This is a genomic window from Streptomyces sp. NPDC003016, from assembly GCF_053591455.1.
In genome coordinates, this window is the sequence record NZ_JBSFTV010000026.1 from 59639 (window position 1) to 79101 (window position 19463).

General features: G+C 73.3%; 19 protein-coding genes and 1 pseudogene. 14 read left to right on the forward strand and 6 right to left on the reverse strand.

Annotation, left to right across the window (positions count from 1 at the left end; translation table 11 throughout):
• Positions 1-194: 194 nt before the first annotated feature.
• The 4 genes from ACWDZ4_RS22405 (at position 195) to ACWDZ4_RS22420 (ending at position 4746) form a co-directional block, all read left to right on the forward strand.
• Positions 195-680 (forward strand): DUF6643 family protein, encoded by a 486-nt coding sequence (locus tag ACWDZ4_RS22405; protein WP_451510169.1) that lies wholly within the window; start codon positions 195-197, stop codon positions 678-680.
• Between the two features lie 42 nt (positions 681-722).
• On the forward strand, positions 723-1571 hold the full coding sequence (locus tag ACWDZ4_RS22410) for an MOSC domain-containing protein (protein ID WP_451510170.1): 849 nt from the start codon (positions 723-725) through the stop codon (positions 1569-1571).
• Between the two features lie 74 nt (positions 1572-1645).
• Positions 1646-2251, forward strand: a complete 606-nt coding sequence (locus tag ACWDZ4_RS22415; protein WP_451510171.1) for an Rv1733c family protein — start codon at positions 1646-1648, stop codon at positions 2249-2251.
• An 89-nt stretch (positions 2252-2340) separates the two neighbouring features.
• Complete coding sequence (locus tag ACWDZ4_RS22420) at positions 2341-4746, forward strand: right-handed parallel beta-helix repeat-containing protein (protein ID WP_451510172.1); 2406 nt, start codon at positions 2341-2343, stop codon at positions 4744-4746.
• Here the strand turns inward: ACWDZ4_RS22420 and ACWDZ4_RS22425 are convergent.
• Positions 4716-7151, reverse strand: coding sequence for a hypothetical protein (locus ACWDZ4_RS22425; protein ID WP_451510173.1), 2436 nt, complete (start codon positions 7149-7151; stop codon positions 4716-4718). The two genes, ACWDZ4_RS22420 and ACWDZ4_RS22425, sit on opposite strands and share 31 nt — an antisense overlap.
• A 153-nt stretch (positions 7152-7304) precedes the next feature.
• Between ACWDZ4_RS22425 and ACWDZ4_RS22430 the strand changes: the two genes are divergently transcribed.
• Positions 7305-8144: a DeoR/GlpR family DNA-binding transcription regulator gene (locus tag ACWDZ4_RS22430; RefSeq protein WP_451510174.1), complete on the forward strand. Its 840-nt coding sequence runs from the start codon at positions 7305-7307 to the stop codon at positions 8142-8144.
• A gap of 70 nt (positions 8145-8214) precedes the next feature.
• Here the strand turns inward: ACWDZ4_RS22430 and ACWDZ4_RS22435 are convergent, their stop codons facing one another.
• The gene (locus tag ACWDZ4_RS22435) at positions 8215-9348 is read right to left on the reverse strand and encodes a PLP-dependent cysteine synthase family protein (protein ID WP_451510175.1); all 1134 of its coding nucleotides are present in this window, start codon (positions 9346-9348) and stop codon (positions 8215-8217) included.
• Positions 9349-9618: 270 nt separating this feature from the next.
• Here ACWDZ4_RS22435 and ACWDZ4_RS22440 point away from each other — a divergent pair, with 270 nt between their 5' ends.
• The 5 genes from ACWDZ4_RS22440 (at position 9619) to ACWDZ4_RS22460 (ending at position 13120) form a co-directional block, all read left to right on the forward strand.
• Positions 9619-9954, forward strand: a complete 336-nt coding sequence (locus ACWDZ4_RS22440; protein WP_451510176.1) for a hypothetical protein — start codon at positions 9619-9621, stop codon at positions 9952-9954.
• A 166-nt stretch (positions 9955-10120) separates the two neighbouring features.
• Positions 10121-10651 carry an ATP-binding protein gene (locus ACWDZ4_RS22445; RefSeq protein WP_451510177.1) on the forward strand — a complete coding sequence of 177 codons (531 nt, stop codon included), beginning with the start codon at positions 10121-10123 and terminating at the stop codon, positions 10649-10651.
• A 399-nt stretch (positions 10652-11050) separates the two neighbouring features.
• Positions 11051-11635, forward strand: coding sequence for a TetR/AcrR family transcriptional regulator (locus ACWDZ4_RS22450; RefSeq protein ID WP_451510178.1), 585 nt, complete (start codon positions 11051-11053; stop codon positions 11633-11635).
• Positions 11636-11645: 10 nt separating this feature from the next.
• Positions 11646-12227, forward strand: a complete 582-nt coding sequence (locus ACWDZ4_RS22455) for a DUF4865 family protein (RefSeq protein WP_451510179.1) — start codon at positions 11646-11648, stop codon at positions 12225-12227.
• Positions 12221-13120, forward strand: coding sequence for a phosphotriesterase family protein (locus ACWDZ4_RS22460; protein WP_451510180.1), 900 nt, complete (start codon positions 12221-12223; stop codon positions 13118-13120). The genes ACWDZ4_RS22455 and ACWDZ4_RS22460 overlap by 7 nt, the downstream gene beginning before the upstream one ends.
• On the opposite strand, the gene pip is transcribed toward ACWDZ4_RS22460, so the two are convergent.
• Entirely contained in the window at positions 13110-14081 is a 972-nt protein-coding gene (gene pip, locus ACWDZ4_RS22465) for a prolyl aminopeptidase (protein WP_451510181.1), read from the reverse strand. The two genes, ACWDZ4_RS22460 and pip, sit on opposite strands and share 11 nt — an antisense overlap.
• On the reverse strand, positions 14078-15310 hold the full coding sequence (locus ACWDZ4_RS22470) for an ROK family protein (protein WP_451510182.1): 1233 nt from the start codon (positions 15308-15310) through the stop codon (positions 14078-14080). The genes pip and ACWDZ4_RS22470 overlap by 4 nt, the downstream gene beginning before the upstream one ends.
• A gap of 108 nt (positions 15311-15418) precedes the next feature.
• On the opposite strand from ACWDZ4_RS22470, the gene ACWDZ4_RS22475 reads away from it, so the two are divergent.
• The 4 genes from ACWDZ4_RS22475 (at position 15419) to ACWDZ4_RS22490 (ending at position 18845) form a co-directional block, all read left to right on the forward strand.
• A complete protein-coding gene (locus ACWDZ4_RS22475) occupies positions 15419-16666 on the forward strand; it encodes an MFS transporter (protein WP_451510183.1) in 1248 nt (415 codons plus the stop codon).
• Positions 16667-16733: 67 nt separating this feature from the next.
• Complete coding sequence (locus ACWDZ4_RS22480) at positions 16734-17081, forward strand: SCO4225 family membrane protein (RefSeq protein WP_451510184.1); 348 nt, start codon at positions 16734-16736, stop codon at positions 17079-17081.
• Between the two features lie 40 nt (positions 17082-17121).
• Positions 17122-17856 (forward strand): maleylpyruvate isomerase family mycothiol-dependent enzyme, encoded by a 735-nt coding sequence (locus ACWDZ4_RS22485; protein WP_451510215.1) that lies wholly within the window; start codon positions 17122-17124, stop codon positions 17854-17856.
• A 710-nt stretch (positions 17857-18566) separates the two neighbouring features.
• Positions 18567-18845, forward strand: coding sequence for a DUF6332 family protein (locus tag ACWDZ4_RS22490; RefSeq protein WP_451510185.1), 279 nt, complete (start codon positions 18567-18569; stop codon positions 18843-18845).
• Here the strand turns inward: ACWDZ4_RS22490 and ACWDZ4_RS22495 are convergent.
• A pseudogene (locus ACWDZ4_RS22495) lies at positions 18806-19057 on the reverse strand (DNA-binding response regulator); the annotation flags it as partial. The gene ACWDZ4_RS22490 and the pseudogene ACWDZ4_RS22495 overlap by 40 nt on opposite strands.
• Positions 19058-19124: 67 nt before the next feature.
• Entirely contained in the window at positions 19125-19409 is a 285-nt protein-coding gene (locus ACWDZ4_RS22500; protein WP_451510186.1) for a hypothetical protein, read from the reverse strand.
• Positions 19410-19463 lie beyond the last annotated feature (54 nt).

The following is a 19463-nucleotide window of genomic DNA, read 5'->3' on the forward strand; positions in this document are numbered from 1 at the left end:
GGCGACGGTCCGAAGATCACCCGGCAACCCCGGGTAACCCATGGCCAGTGCACCCTTTACATGATCCCAACGCCGCACGGCGACCGTTTTTCCCAAGTTCGCTCGGATTGGGGATCCGTCATCCCTCACAACTCGTAAAACAACCCTCTTATCTGGCTCCCCAACCAGAACATCTTCGGCTTAACTTAGGTGCCATGACCTCCCCCCGCGCCACCTACGGCGGCGGTTACTCCTCCGCCCCGTCCTTCCCGGACACTCCGATCTACGACTCCCTCGTCGCAGAACGGGGCACGCCCCAGATCGCTCCCATCCGGGTGCCCTCCGCGTACGACACCGGAAACAGCTATCTGCCGGCTCTTCCGGCGGCGCTTCCCGCGCTCCCTTCGGCACCTTCCCACTACGCTCCCGCCCCTTCGTACGGCTACCCGCAGCAGGCCGCGCCCCAACCGGCGCCGCTCCAGCACGCGCCCGCGCCGTACATCCCGCAGCAGGCCACGGGCCCCCGTGGTTACCCGGGACCGCAGCAGTACCAGCAGTACCAGCAGTACCAGCAGCAGCCGCCGCGCCAGCCCGCCGCCACCGGGTACGAGGCCATGCGCCCCGCGGCGCCGCGTCCGGTGCCCGCGGCCACGCCGTACGACGACCCGTACAACCACCAGTACCAGGGCCGGGGGTACTGACCGGCCGTACGGCTGTCCGACCCGGCTGGCAGGATTGGCCGCATGCCGAATTCGCTTCTCCATGCGGTCCATGTCTACCCGGTCAAGTCGGTGGCGGGGTGCGCGCCGAACGAAGTGAAGGTCGAACCGTGGGGTCCGGCCGGGGACCGCAGATGGATGCTGGTCGACCCGGCCGGCAAGGTGGTCACACAGCGTCCGCAGCCCCACCTCGCGCTGGCGCGGGCCGAACCCCTGCCCGACGGCGGGATACGGCTGTCCGCACCCGGCCGCGAGGCTCTGAGTGTCGCCGTGCCCGAGCCGGCGGCCACCACGGTGGTGCACCTCTGGAAGGACAAGGTCGAGGCGGTCGAGGCGGATGCGGGGGCACACGCCTGGTTCAGCGGCTACCTGGGTACCGAGGTGCGTCTCGTCCACCTCGACGACCCGGCACGCCGCCGCCCCGTCGACCCCGACTACGCGGAGCCCGGCGAGACCGTGAGCTTCGCCGACGGCTTTCCCCTGCTGGTCACCACCCTGGCCTCCCTCGACGCCCTCAACTCGCTCATCGCGCAGGGCGACCACCCCGACGAGGGGCCGCTCCCGATGAGCCGTTTCCGGCCGAACGTCGTCCTGGACGGCACCGCCCCCTGGGCGGAGGACGGCTGGAAGCGGATCGCGATCGGCGAGGTCACCTTCCGCGTCGTCAAGCCCTGCGGCCGCTGTGTCGTCACCACCACGGACCAGCGGACGGCGGAGCGCGGCAAGGAGCCCCTGCGTACGCTCGCCAGGCACCGCCGCTCGGGCGACCGGCTGATCTTCGGGCAGAATCTCGTGCCGGAGAACACCGGGACCCTCCGGGTCGGCGATCCCGTCGAAATCCTCGAACAGAACCTCGTGCGGGACCTCGTGTAGGACCTCGTGACCGTGGGAACCCGCCGGGGCGGCAGGTGCGTTGAAGAGGCGGACACGGAAGGGGGTGCGGGACGGTGCGGGCAGCAGCCGGTGTGTGGCGCTGGCGGCGCAACCCACTGTGCCGTACGACCGATCTCGTCGAGGCATGGGCGGCCTTGGCCACCGTGCTGCTGATCGTCCTCGTCGCGCCCGCCGTGGGCCGGCTCTGCGGCACGCTCACCCATGCGGCACTGCAGGAGTCGGTGCGCGTGCAGCACGAGCAGCGCCACCGGACGACGGCCCTCGTCGTCCGGGCCGCGCCCGGACCGGCCATGGCCGCCGACCCCGAGATCTCCTCGGAACGCGCGCCCCACACCCGGGTGGTGGCCAACTGGACGGCGCGTGACGGCAGTCGTCACACCGGGACGGTGTCCACCACCCGGCGGGCCGCACAGCCGGGCGACCGCTTCCCGATCTGGACGGACGAACGGGGCAGGGTGGTCGGGCGCCCCATGGACGACGTCACGGCCTCCACCCACGCCACCATCGCGGGCATCGGTGCGGCGGCGGCGGCAGCGGCGTTCTTCGAGGGCGGCAGGCGCCTGTTCGTATGGCGGCTCATGCTGCGTCGGTACACCCGGCTCGACCGGGCGTGGGCCGAGGCCGGTCCCGACTGGGGGCGTACGGGCGCGGGCAGCTGAACCACGGCTGACCGGTCAACTCGCCGTCCTCCCGCGCGCTACGGTGGAGCGGCCAGATCGTCAGCACAAGGTGGGGGCACAGCAACGCCATGGCACAGGGCACGGTCCAGGTGACGCACACCGGCACATCGCGGTGGCGGCGCCGCACAGGCGAATACGCCTCCCTCGCCGCAGCCCTGGAGGCCGCGGGGGACGGTGACGTGCTCACCGTCGCTCCCGGTACGTACCGGGAGAACCTCGTCGTCCGGCGCGCCGTGACCCTGCGCGGCCCCGAGGGGACGGTCGGCTCGGTCCGTATCGCCCCCGTGGACGGGGTGGCACTGACCGTACGCGCCTCCGCCGTCCTCCAGGACCTGCACATCGAGGGGCAGGACACGGCCTCCCCCGCCCTGCTCGTCGAGGACGGCACTCCCGAGCTCGTCGGCCTGCGCATCGTGACCCGTTCCGCCGTCGGCATCGAGGTGCGCGGCGCGGCCCGGCCGACCGTGCGCCGCTGCACGGTGGACAATCCGGCGGGCGTCGGCATCGGCGTGCTGGAGGGCGCGGGCGGGCTGTTCGAGGAGTGCGAGGTGGTCGCGGCCGGCCAGTCGGGCGTCTCGGTGCGCGGCGGCGCGCACCCGCGTCTGGAGCGCTGCCGCATCCACCACACCTCGGGCGCGGGCCTGTCCGTGAACGGCGAGGGCAGCGGCCTGGAGGCCGTCGGGTGCGAGGTGTACGAGGTCAAGGGCAGCGGCGTACAGGTAGCCGCCCGGGGATCGGCCCATCTGACCGACTGCACGGTGCACCGCACTTCGGCCGACGGCGTCACCCTCGACACCGACGCCGTGCTGACGCTCTCCGACTGCGACATCCACGACATCCCGGAGAACGCGATCGACCTGCGTTCGCGCGCGGTCCTCACGCTCACCCGTTCCACGGTGCGCCGGTTCGGCCGCAACGGGCTGTCCGTCTGGGACCCCGGCACGCGCGTGGACGCCAACCAGTGCGAGATCCACGACAGTACGGGCGACTATCCGGCCGTCTGGATCAGCGACGGCGCGACCGCCGTCCTGGAGGCCTGCCGGGTGCACGACGTCCCCGACGCGCTCTTCGTCCTCGACCGCGGCTCGCGCGTCGACGTCGTCGACAGTGACCTGTCCCAGGTCCGCAACACGGCGGTCTCGGTGAGCGACGGCGCGACCGCGCAGCTCGACGACTGCCGGATCCGCGAGACGACGACCGGCGCGTGGTTCCGCGACCACGGCAGCGGCGGAACGCTCTCCGGCTGCACCATCGACGGGGCGCAGACCGGTGTCATCGTCACCAAGGGCGCCGACCCGCGCATGGAGCGCTGCACGGTCACCTCGCCCGCCGAGGCGGGTTTCTACGTCTCCGCGGAGGGCCGCGGCACCTTCCACGGCTGCCGGGTGACGGGGAGCAGCGGCTACGGCTTCCACGTGATCGACGGCTGCCGTACGACGCTCACCCGCTGCCGCACCGAGCGCTGCGCGCGCGGCGGTTACGAGTTCGCCGAGGACGGTCCGCTCGTCGAGGACTGCACCAGCGACGAGAGCGGCGTGCGGCCCCCGGCCCCGGAGGTCCCCGCCGTGCTGACCGCGACGCAGACCACCGGGCTGCTCGGCGCGGTTCCCGGACAGCGCGCCACAGAGCCCGTGACGGCCCCCCTGCCGGACGCGGAGCCGGTCCGTACGCCGAAGGCCGTGCTCGGCGAACTGGACGCGCTGGTGGGCCTGGAGAGCGTCAAGCGCGAGGTGCGCGCCCTCACCGACATGATCGAGATCGGCCGGCGCCGCCAGGAGGCCGGCCTCAAGGCCGCCTCGGCCCGCCGCCACCTGGTCTTCACCGGGTCCCCCGGCACCGGGAAGACCACGGTCGCGCGGCTGTACGGCGAGATCCTGGCCGCGCTGGCGGTGCTGGAGCGCGGTCATCTCGTCGAGGTGTCACGGGTGGACCTGGTGGGCGAGCACATCGGCTCGACGGCGATCCGTACCCAGGAGGCGTTCGACCGGGCGCGCGGCGGTGTGCTGTTCATCGACGAGGCGTACGCGCTGTCCCCCGAGGACTCCGGGCGCGACTTCGGCAAGGAGGCCATCGACACGCTGGTGAAGCTGATGGAGGACCACCGGGAGGCGGTCGTCGTGATCGTCGCCGGATACACGGCGGAGATGGAGCGCTTCCTGAACGTCAACCCCGGTGTGGCGTCCCGTTTCTCGCGCACGATCACCTTCTCCGACTACGAACCGGAGGAGCTGCTGCGGATCGTCGAGCAGCAGGCCGAGGAGCACGAGTACCGGCTCGCTGCGGGAACGGGCGAAGCGCTTCTCAAGTACTTCACGGCGCTGCCCAAGGGACCCGCGTTCGGCAACGGCCGCACCGCGCGCCAGACCTTCGAGTCGATGGTGGAGCGGCATGCGGGACGGGTCGCCCGCCTCACCGAGATGAACACGGACGACCTGACCCTCCTCTACCCCGAGGACCTGCCGGAACTTCCCTGATCCAGTGGGGTGTCCGGCCGCTGCCGGGGCACCGCGCACGGCGACAGCCGGTCGAGCAGCGCGGCCCGCTCCCGGTCGAACTCGGGATCCGCCTGGTAGTCGGAATGCCCCAGCACGGGAGCGGGCAACGGCTGTTCCCTGGTGCGTCCGTAAGCGAGCGGGTCCTTGAGCGCGGCCCGGTCCACTGCGGGCCCCTGGCCGCCCCCCTTGACGCGTACCGGGCCGCCGATGGGGTCGGTACGGCGCCACAGGTTGCGCCAGCAGTGCACCTCGCCGCCCAGGGCCTCCAGGCAGGAGGTACCGAAGAACGCCGGGAACCAGCGTCCGTACAGCCGCTCCAGCGGTGATCCGTACGTGAGCAGCGCGACCCGGCGCCTGGTGCGCGGCGGCAGCTGCCAGACGGCGGCCGCCGCCAGCACGCTGCCCTGCGAGTGTCCGGAGATGACGAGCCGCCCGCCGGTGCGGTCGGTCCATCCGGCCATGCGCCAGGTCAGGTCGGGGACGGCCCGCTCGGCGTAGCAGGGCGGCGCGAAGGGGTGGGCGGCGCGCGGCCAGAAGGTGCCGACGTCCCAGAGGATGCCGATGGTGCGGCGGGCGGCGGGGTCGCGGTAGGCGCGGCGGCCCCAGGTGACGAACAGTATGAAGCCGACGCCGATCAGCCAGGAGCCGAGCGCCTGCGCGGCCTGCGCCGCCGACGCGACGAAGTCGGGAGTGCCCGCCGCGGCCCTGCCCGGCACCTTCCCGGTCGTCCAGGCGCCGACGAGCGCGGCGGCTCCCAGCAGCAGGGTGGCGCCCGAGGTGAGGCCGATGAGCGCGGGGGCCCGGTCGGTGAGCGCGGCCATGGCGCGGACGCGGGCGATGCGGCGGGTGCGTACGGAGTCGGGCTCGGCGTCCGGGTACTCCGCCTCGATCCCGTCGCCCATCGCCCGCCGGGCGCGCCGGGTGCGCACGGCGAGGAAGGCGCCGAGCACCAGCAGGAGCACCAGCAGCGGCGGAATGACGGAGGCCTGCCAGGTCAGCAGCACCGGGGGCCCCGCGATGGAGGTGCCGGGCTCCCCCGGTGTGCCCGCTCCGTCGAGCCAGTCGGCGACGCGCTGGGCGACGCCGCCGGTCATGACGCCGCCGAGCGCGCAGGCGAGCATGGCGACGGCGGGGCCGCCGAGTCCGCGCATCACCGTACGGGCGTCGGGCGCCCGCCGGAACATGGTGAGCGCGACGACGGCGAGCGCGACGATCAGTGCGCCCTGGGCGAGGACGAGGATGCCGAAGGCACGGTCGCCGGGGAGCCGGCCCGCGGAGATCCAGCCGGGGCGGGACCAGGCGGCGTACAGCACGGTCAGGACCAGCAGGACGAGCGCGGAGCCGGGCAGCAGGGCGACGGCGGCCCGGTCGAGCCTCAGGTCGAGGCGGCTTTCGCAGCGGCCCCTGCGGCAGACCACCCAGACCACCACGACGGCCCCCGCGAGCAGGGCCAGTTCGAGCACCCGGCCGGTCGCTTCCAGGAACGGGCCCGAGGCCCGGCGGTCGTAGCGGGCCCCGGCCACGGCGAGGGCGGCGGCGACGGTGAGGAAACCGGCGGCGGTGTGGGCGGCGCGGAGCCGGGCGACGAGGCGGCGGCCGTACCAGAAACCGGGCATGCCGAGGGCGGGGCGGGCCGTCGGCTCGTCGAGGTCGTGCTCGGCGCCGGCGGGCAGGGGGCGCTGGGACTCGTACGCGCTCCAGGTGCGGTGGGAGAGGTACCAGAGGAGACCGGTCAGCGCGGCGGGCACGACGGCGGCCAGGGCGAGGCGCCGGCCCGGCTGGGACCACCAGCCGCCCCGCTCGGGGGACAGGAAACCGAGCCACGACTTGTCGCCGGAGCAGTGGGAGGAGCCCGCGCACTGCCAGGCGGTGAGGTCGAGCGCCACCTCGCAGGCGGCGGCGATCAGCAGCACGGTGAGGCTGAGGGCCAGGAGCCGCACGAGTACGCCGTACATGCGCACGGTCCTGGTGAGGCCGCGGGTGGTGGGCTGCATCCAGTGGGTGAGGTTGGCGACCATGAAGGGCAGCAGGAGCAGCCACAGCGCGCGGGCGCCGTTGCCGGAGGTGAGGTTGCACCAGACGTACGCCTCGGGGACCGGCCGGTCGCGGGGGCCGCCGTCCGGCTCTCCCGGGCGCAGTTCCGCTTCGGCGTCCTCGGTACGGCGGTACACGGCGGCGGTCTCGTCGCCGGTGACACGGACCGTACGCGGGTCGCCGAGCATCTCCTGGGGGGTGGTGCCGCCGACTCCGTGGACCAGGAGTTCGAGCGCGGCTCCGTCGTCGTCGCGAGGCGGTGTCGGTGTCGGTGTGACACGGGGCACTTCTGTGGCTCGCTCTCGTGGTGGGAGGATCGGGAGGATCGTCTTCCGCGCACCGTGCGGCATGGCGCGGCGCTCAAGGATCCCGGATCATGGGCGGCCGCCGCACCGCTCTCGCCGAATCTCACCGAATCTCCCCGAGGTCCGGCCGCCGCGCACCCGTGCGAGGATGAACGGCCCTCCATGCCTGCACTGCCGTACGAAGGGACCGGACCGACCGTGACCGACAGTCAGAACCTGCTCGCGGAGCAGCGCCGTGCCTTGATCCTCGACGAGGTCAGGCGGCGCGGCGGTGTCCGGGTCCAAGAGCTGACCAGGAAGCTCCATGTCTCCGACATGACGGTCCGCCGGGACCTGGACGCGCTGGCGCGCCGGGGTGTGGTCGAGAAGGTGCACGGCGGTGCGGTGCCGGTGGTCGAGGCGAGTACGCACGAGCCGGGCTTCGAGGCCAAGTCGGGCCTGGAGCCGAACGCCAAGGAGGCCATCGCGCGGGCGGCCGCCGCGATGGCGGTGCCCGGCAGCGCGATCGCGCTGTCCGGCGGTACGACGACGTACACGCTGGCCCGGCACCTGCTGGAGGTGCCGGATCTGACGGTGGTGACCAACTCGGTGCGGGTCGCCGACGTGTTCCACACCGCTCAGCGCGCGGGCGGCGGGAGCGGGCCGCGTCCCGGCTCGGCCACGGTGGTGCTCACCGGCGGCGTACGGACACCGTCGGACTCACTGGTGGGTCCGGTCGCCGACCAGGCGATCCGCTCGCTCCACTTCGATGTGCTCTTCCTCGGGGTGCACGGGATCTCGGCCGAGGCGGGGCTCTCCACCCCGAATCTGGCGGAGGCGGAGACGAACCGGCGGCTGGTGCGGTCCGCGCGCCGGGTGGTCGTGGTCGCGGATCACACCAAGTGGGGCACGGTGGGGCTGAGTTCGTTCGCGACGCTCGAAGAGGTCGACACCCTGGTGACGGACGGCGGCCTGTCCGCCCGGACCCGTGAGGAGATCGAGGAGTATCTCCCGGGCCTGGTGGTCGCGGGCGAGTCCCCGGACCCCGCGGGCACCTGACGGACCGCTAGCGGCCTGTACGGGTCTGGACCGGCAGCCGGGGTCTGGGCCTGGGCCTGGGCCGGAACGTTCAGCACGGCCATGTGCCGGTGGCCAGGAACTGGTCGATCGCGGCGCTGTACGGAGCGATGTCCAGGCCCTGTTCGGCGAGCCAGGCGTCCGAGTAGTACTTGTCGAGGTAGCGGTCGCCGGGGTCGCAGATCAGCGTGACGACACTGCCCTTGCGCCCCTCGGCGACCATTCCCGCGACGATCTTCAGCGCGCTCCACAGTCCGGTGCCGGTGGAGCCGCCCGCCTTGCGGCCGATGGCTCCGTCCAGTGCCCGTACGGCGGCCACGCTCGCCGCGTCCGGGACCTTCATCATGCGGTCGACGGCGCCGGGCACGAAGCTCGGCTCCATGCGGGGCCTGCCGATGCCCTCGATGCGCGAACCGCAGTCGCTCGTGGCGAGCGGGTCGCCGCTGGTCCAGCCCTCGAAGAAGCAGGAGTTCTCCGGATCGGGTACGCAGATGCGGGTGTCGTACTGCATGTAGTGGACGTAACGCGCGATGGTCGCCGAGGTGCCGCCCGTCCCTGCCGTAGCGACGATCCAGGCCGGTTCCGGGTATCGCTCCAGCCTCAGCTGCTGGTAGACGGATTCGGCGATGTTGTTGTTGCCGCGCCAGTCGGTGGCCCGTTCCGCGTAGGTGAACTGGTCCATGTAGTGGCCGCCGGTCCGGGCCGCGAGGGCGGCCGACTCCTCGTACATCTTCCGCGAGTCGTCGACGAAGTGGCACTGCCCGCCGTGGAACTCGATCAGCCGGATCTTCTCGGGGCTGGTGGTGCGGGGCATCACCGCGACGAAGGGCACGCCGATCAGCTTCGCGAAGTACGCCTCCGAGACGGCGGTCGAGCCGCTCGACGCCTCGATCACGGGCTTGCCGGGCCTGATCCAGCCGTTGCACAGGCCGTAGAGGAAGAGCGAGCGGGCGAGCCGGTGCTTGAGGCTGCCGGTCGGGTGGGTCGACTCGTCCTTGAGGTACAGGTCGATCTCCCACTCCTGGGGCAGCGGGAAGCGCAGCAGGTGCGTGTCCGCGGAGCGGTTGGCGTCCGCCTGGACCTTGCGGACGGCTTCCTTCAGCCAGGCCCGGTACTGCGGATCGCTGCGGTCCACGTCGATGGTCGCCACGGCGTTGCCGGTACGTGCCTGGTCAGCGGTGCTCATGCGGGCCACTCCTCGTCCTAGCGTCCCCCGGGGCAGCTGGTTTCCGCTCCGGGAACTCCGGTCCCCCGGTTGCCACTTTATGCCTCTCACCTGCACAAACGTTGACTTTGGGCAGCCATAGGGATCACTTGTGGGGCGGGACGGAGCGGGACGGCACGGAAGTGGCTCACGGCCGCGCGCCCCGCCGGCCGGTCGCCGGGGGCTCTGGTGCGCGGGCCCGGGCTTGTGCAGACTGCCCACCAGGACACCGTGCGAAGGGGGCGAAGTGACATGGCGGAGCCCGAGTTCAACGCGACGGGCGTACGGATAGGGCGTTGGCCCCGCTCACTGACCAGGGCCGGCCAGGTACTGGTCCAGGACGGCAGACTTGTCCTGCTGACGAGCAACGGCCGGGAGATCGACAGCGCGCCGCTGGGCTCCGTGACCGCGCAGAAGCCCTGGTACGCCGGGGACGACAGCACGGTGGCGACGGTCAACGGCACCCGGTACCGGCTCACCATGGGACAGCACGGTCACGCCAAGGACGGTGAGGAGCTGGCCGGGCAGTTCCTGGAGGCGGTCCGCGGCACGCGGAACTCACGCGGCGTACGGGACTCGCGGGACTGATGGCATGCGAGTTGCGCGGCGGCGGCACCTGGGTGACCCTGGTCTCACATCACTCAGGGTGCAACGGCGGTTACGCTGAGAACCAGCCCCGCCGGACCAGACAGCAGGCAGCCACTGCTGGATCCGTTCTCCGTCTTCTTCCGGACCTATTCGGGGAGTCGCAGCCGTGATCAGCGAGCCAAGCAGGCACTGCACGGTGGAGCTCCAGGCCCTGCCGTCGCGGATCGGTCAGGTCCGCAGAATCGTATCGGCGCAATTGCGCTACTGGCATCTCGATTCCTTGATAGAACCGGCGGCGCTCGGCGTCACCGAATTGCTGACCAACGTCCACCGGCACGCAGAGCCGGACAAGATGTGCACCGTGGAGATCGAGCTGCTGCTCGACCGCCTGACGGTGTCCGTCCACGACCACGATCCGCGCCCGCCCACGGTCCGTGAGGCCGGCGCGTCCGAGACGAGCGGGCGCGGTCTCGCTCTGATCGAGGCGGTCAGCGAAAGCTGGGGTGTACGCCCGCGGGGCGACGCCGGGAAGGTCGTGTGGTTCACGCTGCCCACACCGTTCCCCGCCGTGACACTGTCGCAGCATCCCGTGCGCGGGGCGACGGCCGACGGACCGTTCTCGCACGCCGAGGCCGATCCCGAAGCCGTCCCTACGACGCACGTACCCGCCGCCGTCCGGTCCGCCGCAGTGGGCTGACCGGACGGCGGCCCCGCCGCGCCGGGGCGCCCGGACGTACCGCGCGCCATCGCCACGCGGTACGTCCGGGCGCGCCGCCCGGCGGCGCTCACGCGGCGCCGTCCTTCGACGCGGTACGGCCGGGCAGCACGATCGGCGGGCTCTCGCCGTACGACACCCGCTCCTGCCAGGGCCCGGGTCCGCGTCGCCCGGTCCGCCCGCCGCGCCATACGCCGGTGCGCCGGGTCGGCTCCCCGGCGCTTGTCCCGGTGTGCGTCTCGGCATGCGGTGCTACGAGCGTCGTCCCCCGGAGGGGGTCTGGCCGCCGTACGGCCGGCGGCGGTGCGTGTACTACGCGCGGGGAGCAGACAGGGTTCTCGCGGCTCCTCCGCCCGAAGCCCGCCTTCTGTACCTACTGGTATGTACAGTGAAGCCATGAGTACACCGGAGAGACTCGTCGAAGCCACCCGCGACCTGCTGTGGGAACGCGGCTACGTGGGAACGAGCCCCAAGGCGATCCAGCAGCGCGCGGGCGCGGGCCAGGGCAGCATGTACCACCACTTCGCAGGCAAGCCGGATCTGGCGCTGGCCGCGATCCGGCGTACGGCCGAGGAGACCCGGGCCACGGCCGAGGGAGTGCTGGGCGGTGACGGGACGGCGTACGAGCGGATCTCGGCGTATCTGCTGCGCGAGCGCGGCGTACTGCGCGGTTGCCCCGTCGGGCGGCTGACGATGGACCCGGACGTCATCGCCGACGACGCGCTGCGGGCGCCGGTCGACGAGACCCTCGGCTGGCTGCGCGGGCGGCTCGCCGGGATCGTCGAAGAGGGCGTGGCGGCGGGCGAGTTCGGTGCGGGCGTCGAGCCCGCCGAGGTCGCGGCGACGATCGTCGCGACCGTACAGGGCGGCTATGTACTGGCCCGCGCCTCGGGTTCGGCGGCCGTCTTCGACGCCGGGGTCCGGGGCCTGCTCGCCCTTCTCGCCGCCACCGCCCCGAACGCCTGAGGAGCCCGCGATGCGTGCCATGCAGTACGAGATCACCCTTCCCGCCGACTACGACATGGGCGTCGTCCGCGAGCGCGTCGCGACGAAGGGCCACCTCCTCGACGGCTTCCCGGGGCTCGGCCTCAAGGCGTACCTGATACGGGAGCGCGGCGAGGACTCCCCGGTGAACCAGTACGCGCCGTTCTACCTCTGGAACACTCCGCAGGGCATGAACTCCTTCCTCTGGGGCCGCGGTTTCGAGGGCGTCGTCAACGACTTCGGCCGGCCGGAGGTACAGCACTGGGGAGGTCTCGCGTACGAGGACGGGCCTGCGGCGGGGGCCGCTGCGCGGACCGCCACCCGCCGGCGGGTACGGCTGCGCGACGCCGACAGGCCGGCCGAAGCCGTCGAGCGGGCACTGGCGGCGCACCGGTGTCTGGCGCGTACGGACGGCGCGGTGGCAGCCGCCGTCGCCGTCGACCCCCGGCACTGGGAGGTGCTGTACTTCGCGCTCTGGGCACAGGACGCCCCGAAGGACGCCGGCGACCCCTTCCAGGTGCTGCACCTGTCCGCTCCGGAGCGCGCCGGGCTCGGCCGGGGCAGGCAGTGGTGAGCTTCGTCCGCACCGTCCTCGGAGACGTTCCCGCGACCGCGCTGGGCGTCTGTGACGCCCACGACCATCTCTTCCTGCGTACGCCGCAACTGCCCGGCCAGGAACTCGACGACACCGAGGCGGCGCGAGCCCGGCTCAGCGCCTTCCGCCGGTCCGGCGGACAGTCCGTCGTGCAGTGGACTCCGTACGGGATGGGGCGCCGGGTGGAGGACCTGGCCGCCCTCTCGCGCTCGGCCGGCGTCCACGTGGTGGCGGCCACGGGGCTGCACCAGGCCGTCCACTACACGCGCGAGTCGCTCCGCGAGGTCCTGGGCAGGCTCGCCGAGGTCTTCGTCGCCGAGCTGACGGAGGGCATCGGCCGCACCGGTGTCAGGGCCGGCCTGATCAAGGTCGCCGGGAGCTTCCACGGCCTCGACGCGCACGCCCGCCTCACCCTGCGGGCCGCCGCCGGGGCCCATCACCGTACGGGCTCTCCCGTCGCCGTACATCTGGAGCTCGGTACGGGCGCCCTGGACGTACTCGACCTGCTGTGCGCGGAGTTGAACGTTCCGCCGGAGCGGGTGATCCTCGGCCACCTGGGCCGCTCGCCCGACCGGGTCGTGCAGCGGCAGGCCGCGCGGGCGGGTGCCTTCCTCGCTTTCGACGGCCCCTCGCGGGCGCACCACGCCACGGACTGGCAGCTGCCGGAGGATCTCGCGGCGCTCGCCGAGGCGGGGTTCGGGGGTCAGCTTCTGCTCGGTGGCGACACGACGGTGCCCGGCACCCCCGGCATGCCGTACCTGCTGCGACGGCTGCGCCCGCGCCTGGACGTCACCCTGGGCGAAGCGCTCGTGGAGCGGATGCTCACCGGCAACGCGGCGCGCGCGTTCGGGACGGAGTGGCTCAGCGGCTGATCCGGGGTCCCGCGAACCGGTCGAGTGCGCCGATCACCAGGGCCCGCATCGTCTCGCTGCCCTTGTGCCCCGCGTCGTCGACGACGGTCAGCTCCGCGTCCGGCCAGACCTGGGCGAGTTCCCAGGCGGTGCCGTGCGGGCTGCTGAGGTCGTGGCGGCCGTGGAGCAGTACGCCCGGGATGCCGGCCAGCCGTCCCGCGTCGCGCAGCAGCTGCCCCTCGTCCAGCCAGGCACCGTGGGCGAAGTAGTGCGAGGCGAGGCGCACCAGCGCGGTGCGGGCGGCGTCGGGGAGGTCGCCGTAGGGATGGGCGCTGCCGCCCGGTTCCAGGGAGAGCACCGCGTCCTCCCAGGCGCACCAGTCGGCGGTCGCCCTGGCCCGTACGTCCGGGTCGGGGTCCGAGACGAGCCGTGCGTACGCCGCGACGAGGTCGCCGTCGCGGACGTTCCCGGGAACGCCCGCTCGCAGCCGCTGCCACGCCTCGGGGAAGAACCGTGCGACGCCCCGGTACAGCCAGTCGATCTCCGAGCGGCGGGTCGTGGTGACACCGGAGACGACGATCTCCGAGACGCGGTCCGGATGGGCCTCGGCGTAGGCGAGGATCAGCGTGGACCCCCAGGATCCGCCGAAGAGGAGCCAGCGGTCGATGCCCAGGTGCTCCCTCAGCCGTTCCATGTCGCGGACCAGTTGGTGGGTGGTGTTGTGGGTGAGGTCGGTGGCGGGGTCGCTCGCGTGAGGCGTGCTGCGGCCGCATCCGCGCTGGTCGAAGAGGACGGTCCGGTAGCGCTCCGGGTCGAAGCAGCGGCGTACGCCGGGGTCGCAGCCGGAGCCGGGGCCGCCGTGGACGACGAGCGCGGGCTTGCCTTCGGGATTGCCGCAGACCTCCCAGTGGACGAGGTTGCCGTGGCCGACGTCGAGCATGCCCCGGTCGTGGGGGTCGATGGGCGGACAGCGGTCGGTCATGCCATGTCCCTCGCGCCCGCGAGCGCGGCGAGCGGGTCGTCGAGCACCGGCTGCCACGCCAGCTCGGCCGCTCCCACGAGGCTGTTGTGGTCGAGCGTGCACGGCAGGATGGGTACGCCGCCGCTGCGTCCCCAGAGGCTGCGGTCGGCGACCACGGCGCGCAGGCGTTCCGGGTCGGCATCGAGCAGTTCGCGGTGGAGGCCGCCGAGAATGATGCGGTCGGGGTTGAGGATGTTGACGAGTCCGGCGAGGCCGAGTCCGAGGCGGTCGATGAGCTCTTCGCCGGCTCTGCGGATCGCGGGGTCGTCGTACTTCCCGCGCAGCAGCTCGCGGGACTGCTGGAGCAGCGAGACCTCGGGTCCCGGGGGCCGGCCGGCCGCGGTGAGGAAGGCCAGCGGGTCGGTCTCGACGTCGAGGCAGCCGCGGCCGCCGCAGTAGCAGGGGCGGCCGTCGGGGTTGACCGTGAGGTGGCCGACTTCGAGGGCGAGGCCCGAACTGCCGGTGTGCAGGCGGCCGTCGACGACCAGTGCGCCGCCGACGCCCCGGTGGCCGGTGGCGACGCAGAGGAGGTGCTGGGCACCGCGTCCCGCTCCGTGGCGGTGTTCGGCGAGGGCGGTGAGGTTGACGTCGTTGCCGGCGAAGGCGGGACCCGTGATGCCCGCCGCGCGTACCTGTTCGGCGAAGATGTCGCGGACCGGGGCGCCCGCGGGCCATGCGAGGTGCAGCGGGTTCAGGGCGGTGCCCTCCGGCTCGGCGACGGCGGACGGCACGGCGAGGCCCGCGCCGACGCAGCGGCGGCCGCTCTCACGCAGCAGTTCGGCGCCGGCCTCGACCGCCGCCCCGATGACCTGCGCCGGATCGGCGGAGACCGTCTCGCAGCCGGGCGCGGTCGCGACGGTCCTGCCGCCGAGGCCGACGAGCGCCGCGCGGTAGCCGTCGGCGTGGATCTGCGCGGCGAGGACGACGGGGCCCGAGTCGTTGACGGCCAGCCGGTGCGAGGGGCGGCCCTGCGAGCCGGCCGCCGCGCCCGGCCGGGAGTCGACCTGGATCAGCCCCAGGGACTCCAGTTCGGCGGCGACCGCGCCGGCGGTGGCCCTGGTGACGCCGAGTTCGGCGGTGAGGACGGCGCGGGTGGGCGCCCGTCCTGTGTGCACCAGTTCCAGGGCGGGCCCGAGCGCGCTCCGGCCCCTCTCCAGCCTCGTTCTGATGGTGGTCGCCTTCCCGTTCATGGGGGCGAGTCTCCCATGAACGGGAAGATCGTCCGGGCCCGGCTCCGCCGGTCCGCGGCGCCACCGCTCGCCTTGTACGGATCGGGGCACGGCCCCTATGCTGACTTTGTGCCGCAACTAAACAAACTACGGACGGCCGTTCCGGGGGGCCGGGGCGAGAACGCCGCCGCAGCCTCCCTGTCCCGCCTCCGCACCGCGCTGACCGTGTTCTTCGCCCTCGACGGCTTCCTCTTCGCCGGCTGGGTGGTCCGTATCCCGGCCATCAAGGAACAGACCGGGGCCTCCGCGAGCGACCTCGGCCTCGCCCTCCTGGGGGTGTCCGGGGGCGCGGTGATCACGATGATGCTCACCGGGCGGCTGTGCCGGCGCTTCGGCAGCCACCCGGTGACCGTGGCCTGCGGCGCGCTGCTGTCGCTGAGCATCGCGCTGCCCGCGCAGACGCACTCGACACTCGCGCTCGGTCTGGTGCTGCTGGTCTTCGGCGCCTCGTACGGTGGCATCAACGTCGCGATGAACAGTGCGGCGGTCGATCTGGTCGCGGCCATGCGGCGCCCGGTGATGCCGAGTTTCCACGCCGCTTTCAGCCTCGGCGGCATGGCCGGGGCCGGGCTCGGCGGCCTGGTCGCCGCCCACCTCTCCCCCACCGCCCATCTGCTGGGGCTGACCGGCATCGGGCTCGTCGTGACCGCCCTGACCGCTCCCGCGCTGCTGCGCAACCGGGTGCCTTCTCCGGAACGCCTTCAGGAGCAGCCGGGGAACGGCCCGCGACCGCTCCGGGGAACGGCCCGAAAGGCCGTCGCGCTCTTCGGAGTGATCGCACTGTGCACGGCGTACGGCGAAGGGGCGCTCGCGGAATGGGGCACCCTCCACCTCCAGCAGGACCTCCACGCCCACCCGGGCGTCGCCGCCGCCGGGTACTCCTTCTTCGCGCTGGCCATGGCGGCGGGCCGGCTCAGCGGCACCACGCTGCTCGAACGGCTCGGCCAGACCCGCACCCTGGTGGCGGGCGGATCGCTCGCCGCCGCGGGCATGCTCCTCGGCGCGCTCGCACCCGCCACCTGGCTGGTGCTCCTCGGCTTCGCCGTGACCGGGCTCGGCCTCGCGAACATCTTCCCCGTGGCCGTCGCCAGGGCCGGCGCGCTGGCCGGGCCGAGCGGTGTCGCGGCGGCGTCCACGCTCGGTTACGGCGGCATGCTCGTCGGACCGCCGGTCATCGGATTCCTCGCCGACTGGTTCTCCCTTCCCGTCGCCCTGACGACAGTGGCCGCACTGGCCGCCGTCGCCGCGCTCCTGGGGTACTCGGCACGGAACGCGTCACCGGGCGGCCCGTCCGGCCCGCCCGGCCCGTCTGAGTAGGCGTACTCAGGTGTGCCCGGCCCCGCGGGCGCACCCTGGAGGCAACCCACCGGACGGAGAGATCACCATGACCACCCGACAGCTGCACACCGTCGCGCGCCTGACGTTCCGCAACCCCGCCTCGCTGGTCTACCTCGGCCTGGTCGCGGCGACCGCGGTGTTCGTCACGGCCGACGCCCTCTTCGTCACCCACGAGGACGCCTCGTTCGCCGGGGCGTGGCTGTTCCTGCTCAGCGCGCCCACGATCTTCGCCTTCTTCATCGGCGGTGACCTCTTCGGGGAGGCCGTGAGCGAGTCGGTGTGGTTCCTGTACGTCGCCCTGCCGGTCTCCGTACTCCTCCAGTCGTTCGCACTCGGCTGGTTCTCCCGGCTGCTCCGCGGCGTCTCGCGTCCCGTCCGTCCACAGGGCGCCTGACCTCCGCCCGGCGGCTGGCACAATCTGCCGCATGGAAACCATGGAGACCGCCGATTTCATCAAAACGCTGGACCAGCAGGGCCAGTTGATGGCCGCCGCCGCCGAACAGGCGGGCCCGGACGCCCTCGTGCCCACCTGCCCCGGCTGGCAGGTGCGGGACCTGCTGCGGCACACGGGCGCGGTCCACCGGTGGGCCATGACGTATGTCATAGCCGGCCATACCGAGCGCCGCCCCCTGGGAAGCGATCCCGGCCTGGACGGGGAGGCACTGCTGCACTGGTTCCGGGAGGGGCACAGCCTGCTGGTGGCCGCGCTGAGCACGGCCACCGAGGACCTGGAGTGCTGGTCCTTCCTGCCCGCGCCGTCGCCGCTCGCCTTCTGGGCTCGGCGCCAGGCGCACGAGACGGCGGTCCACCGCGCGGACGCGGAGTCGGCACGGGGCACCGGGCTCTCCCCGGTGCGGCCGGAGTTCGCGGTGGACGGCGTCGACGAGCTGCTCCGCGGATTCCATGCCCGCGACCGCAGCCGGGTGCGCACCGACGTGCCACGCGTTCTGCGCGTACGGGCGGCGGACTCGGGCGACGTATGGACGGTGCGGCTCTCCGACGGTCCGCCGCGCACGGAGCGCGGCGACGAGGGGCCCGCCGACTGCGAGCTGAGCGGGCCCGCCGGGCAGCTCTGGCTGGCCCTCTGGAACAGGCTGCCGCTCTCCGTGCTCACCACGTCCGGTGACGACGCGCTCGTGCGCCTGTGGGAGGAGAAGTCGGCCGTCTGACCGCGCAGCCCCCACTCGGTCCGGTCCGCCGGCATCCGTGCGAGCACCGCGCGCTGGAAAGGCCGGTCCTCCGCGTGGCGTGCCCGGCCCGCGCCGGTGAGGCACGGCCTCGATACCGCTGCTCGCCCTCACCGTCGTACAGGCACCGGAAGCCGGCTGGGCCTCCGCCCGCACCCTGCTCTCCTTCCCCGTGACCGGTTACGTGCTCTTCCCGCGCATCAGCCTCACCCCGCAGTGCGCCGCCGTGCCCCTGCCTTCGATGCTGCTGATCGGCCCGGCCCGGGCGCCGGTCTTCCCCTCGCTCACCCTCCAGGCCACCACCGGCGTGGCCGACCACGAGCAGGGCGTGGTGCCGGGCCTTGCTCAACACCTCCGTCCAGGTGGGCGGGGCGATCTTCCTGGCCGTGGTGATCGCGCTGATCACGGCGGGTGGCAGCGGGGGCGGCTCGCCCCGGGCGGTGCTGGACAGCTTCCGGCCGGGCCCGGGCCCGGCCGCGGTGACGGCGGTCGCGGCCGTGGGGCTGCTCACCACGCTCACCGGGCTGCGCGGGTACCGTCCCCGGCAGACCCCGCCCCAGCGAAGTCCGTACCGGAGGCGGCCGAGGCCGCGCCGGAGCGGGTCGGCGCCCCGGATTGCCCGGCGAGGGGGACGTCTGCGGCCGGCGGGTGCCTCTTGCCCGTCGGCCGCACCCGCTGTGAGACTCCGGTACATGGTGACGAGGACGCAGGCACAGCGCGACGCGATGACGGTCGAGATCGGGTACGCCCTGCTGAGCGCGGCCGTCCTGGCGGGCGTCACCTTCGCGGCCGTCACCGGCCCCTGGTACCTCCTCGGTGCCTCTCCCGCCCTGAGCAAGGTCATGCTGGTCGCCGGGGGCGCCCTGGCGGTGGTCGTCTTCGTCCTGCGGGTCGTGCACGTGCTGTGGGGCTACCGGGGCGCGCCCGGGACTCAGCCCGGCCAGCCCGGCCGTACCAGCCCCGACTCGTAGTCCGGTACGGCCGGTTGGGCCCGGTCGCGGACGCCGGGCTTCACCACGGCGCGGCTGACATGTGTCTTCGCGGCGAGCGGGTCGACGGCGAGACGGCGGGCGCTCTCCTCGTCGGCCAGGCCGATGCCCGCCGGAGCCGTCACCTCCCGCTCCCGTTCGGTGAGCTGCCCCAGCGCCTCGCTCCCGGGCGGTTCCTCGGAGCGGGCCGCGAACCCGGGCCCGGCCTGCACGAACACGATCGCGGCCGGCGTCGAGGCCCCCGGCAGCCGGGCGGCGTGATCACACGCGCTCCCGGTGGAGTAGCCGGCCGTCGGGGACCGCCGCCGGAGCCTCCCGCAGGCCGAAGCGGGCGTGCAGCCGGCGCAGCGGGCCGGGCGCCCACCAGTCGGCGCGCCCGTCGGGGCGCATCGCGACGGGTCGCAGCACCACGCGGACGAGCGTCGCGTCGACGAGGATCGCCAGCGCCGTGCCGACGCCCAGCTCCTCGAGGAATACGAGGAGACGCGGCGCCGCCTCGCGGAGGCGAGGGGCGCCGATCCGGGCCCGGCCCTGCGCTCCCCGCACCGGCGGGTGCTGTGTCAGGACCCCTCGCTGCTGCGGAGCACGGCGAAGGGGGCG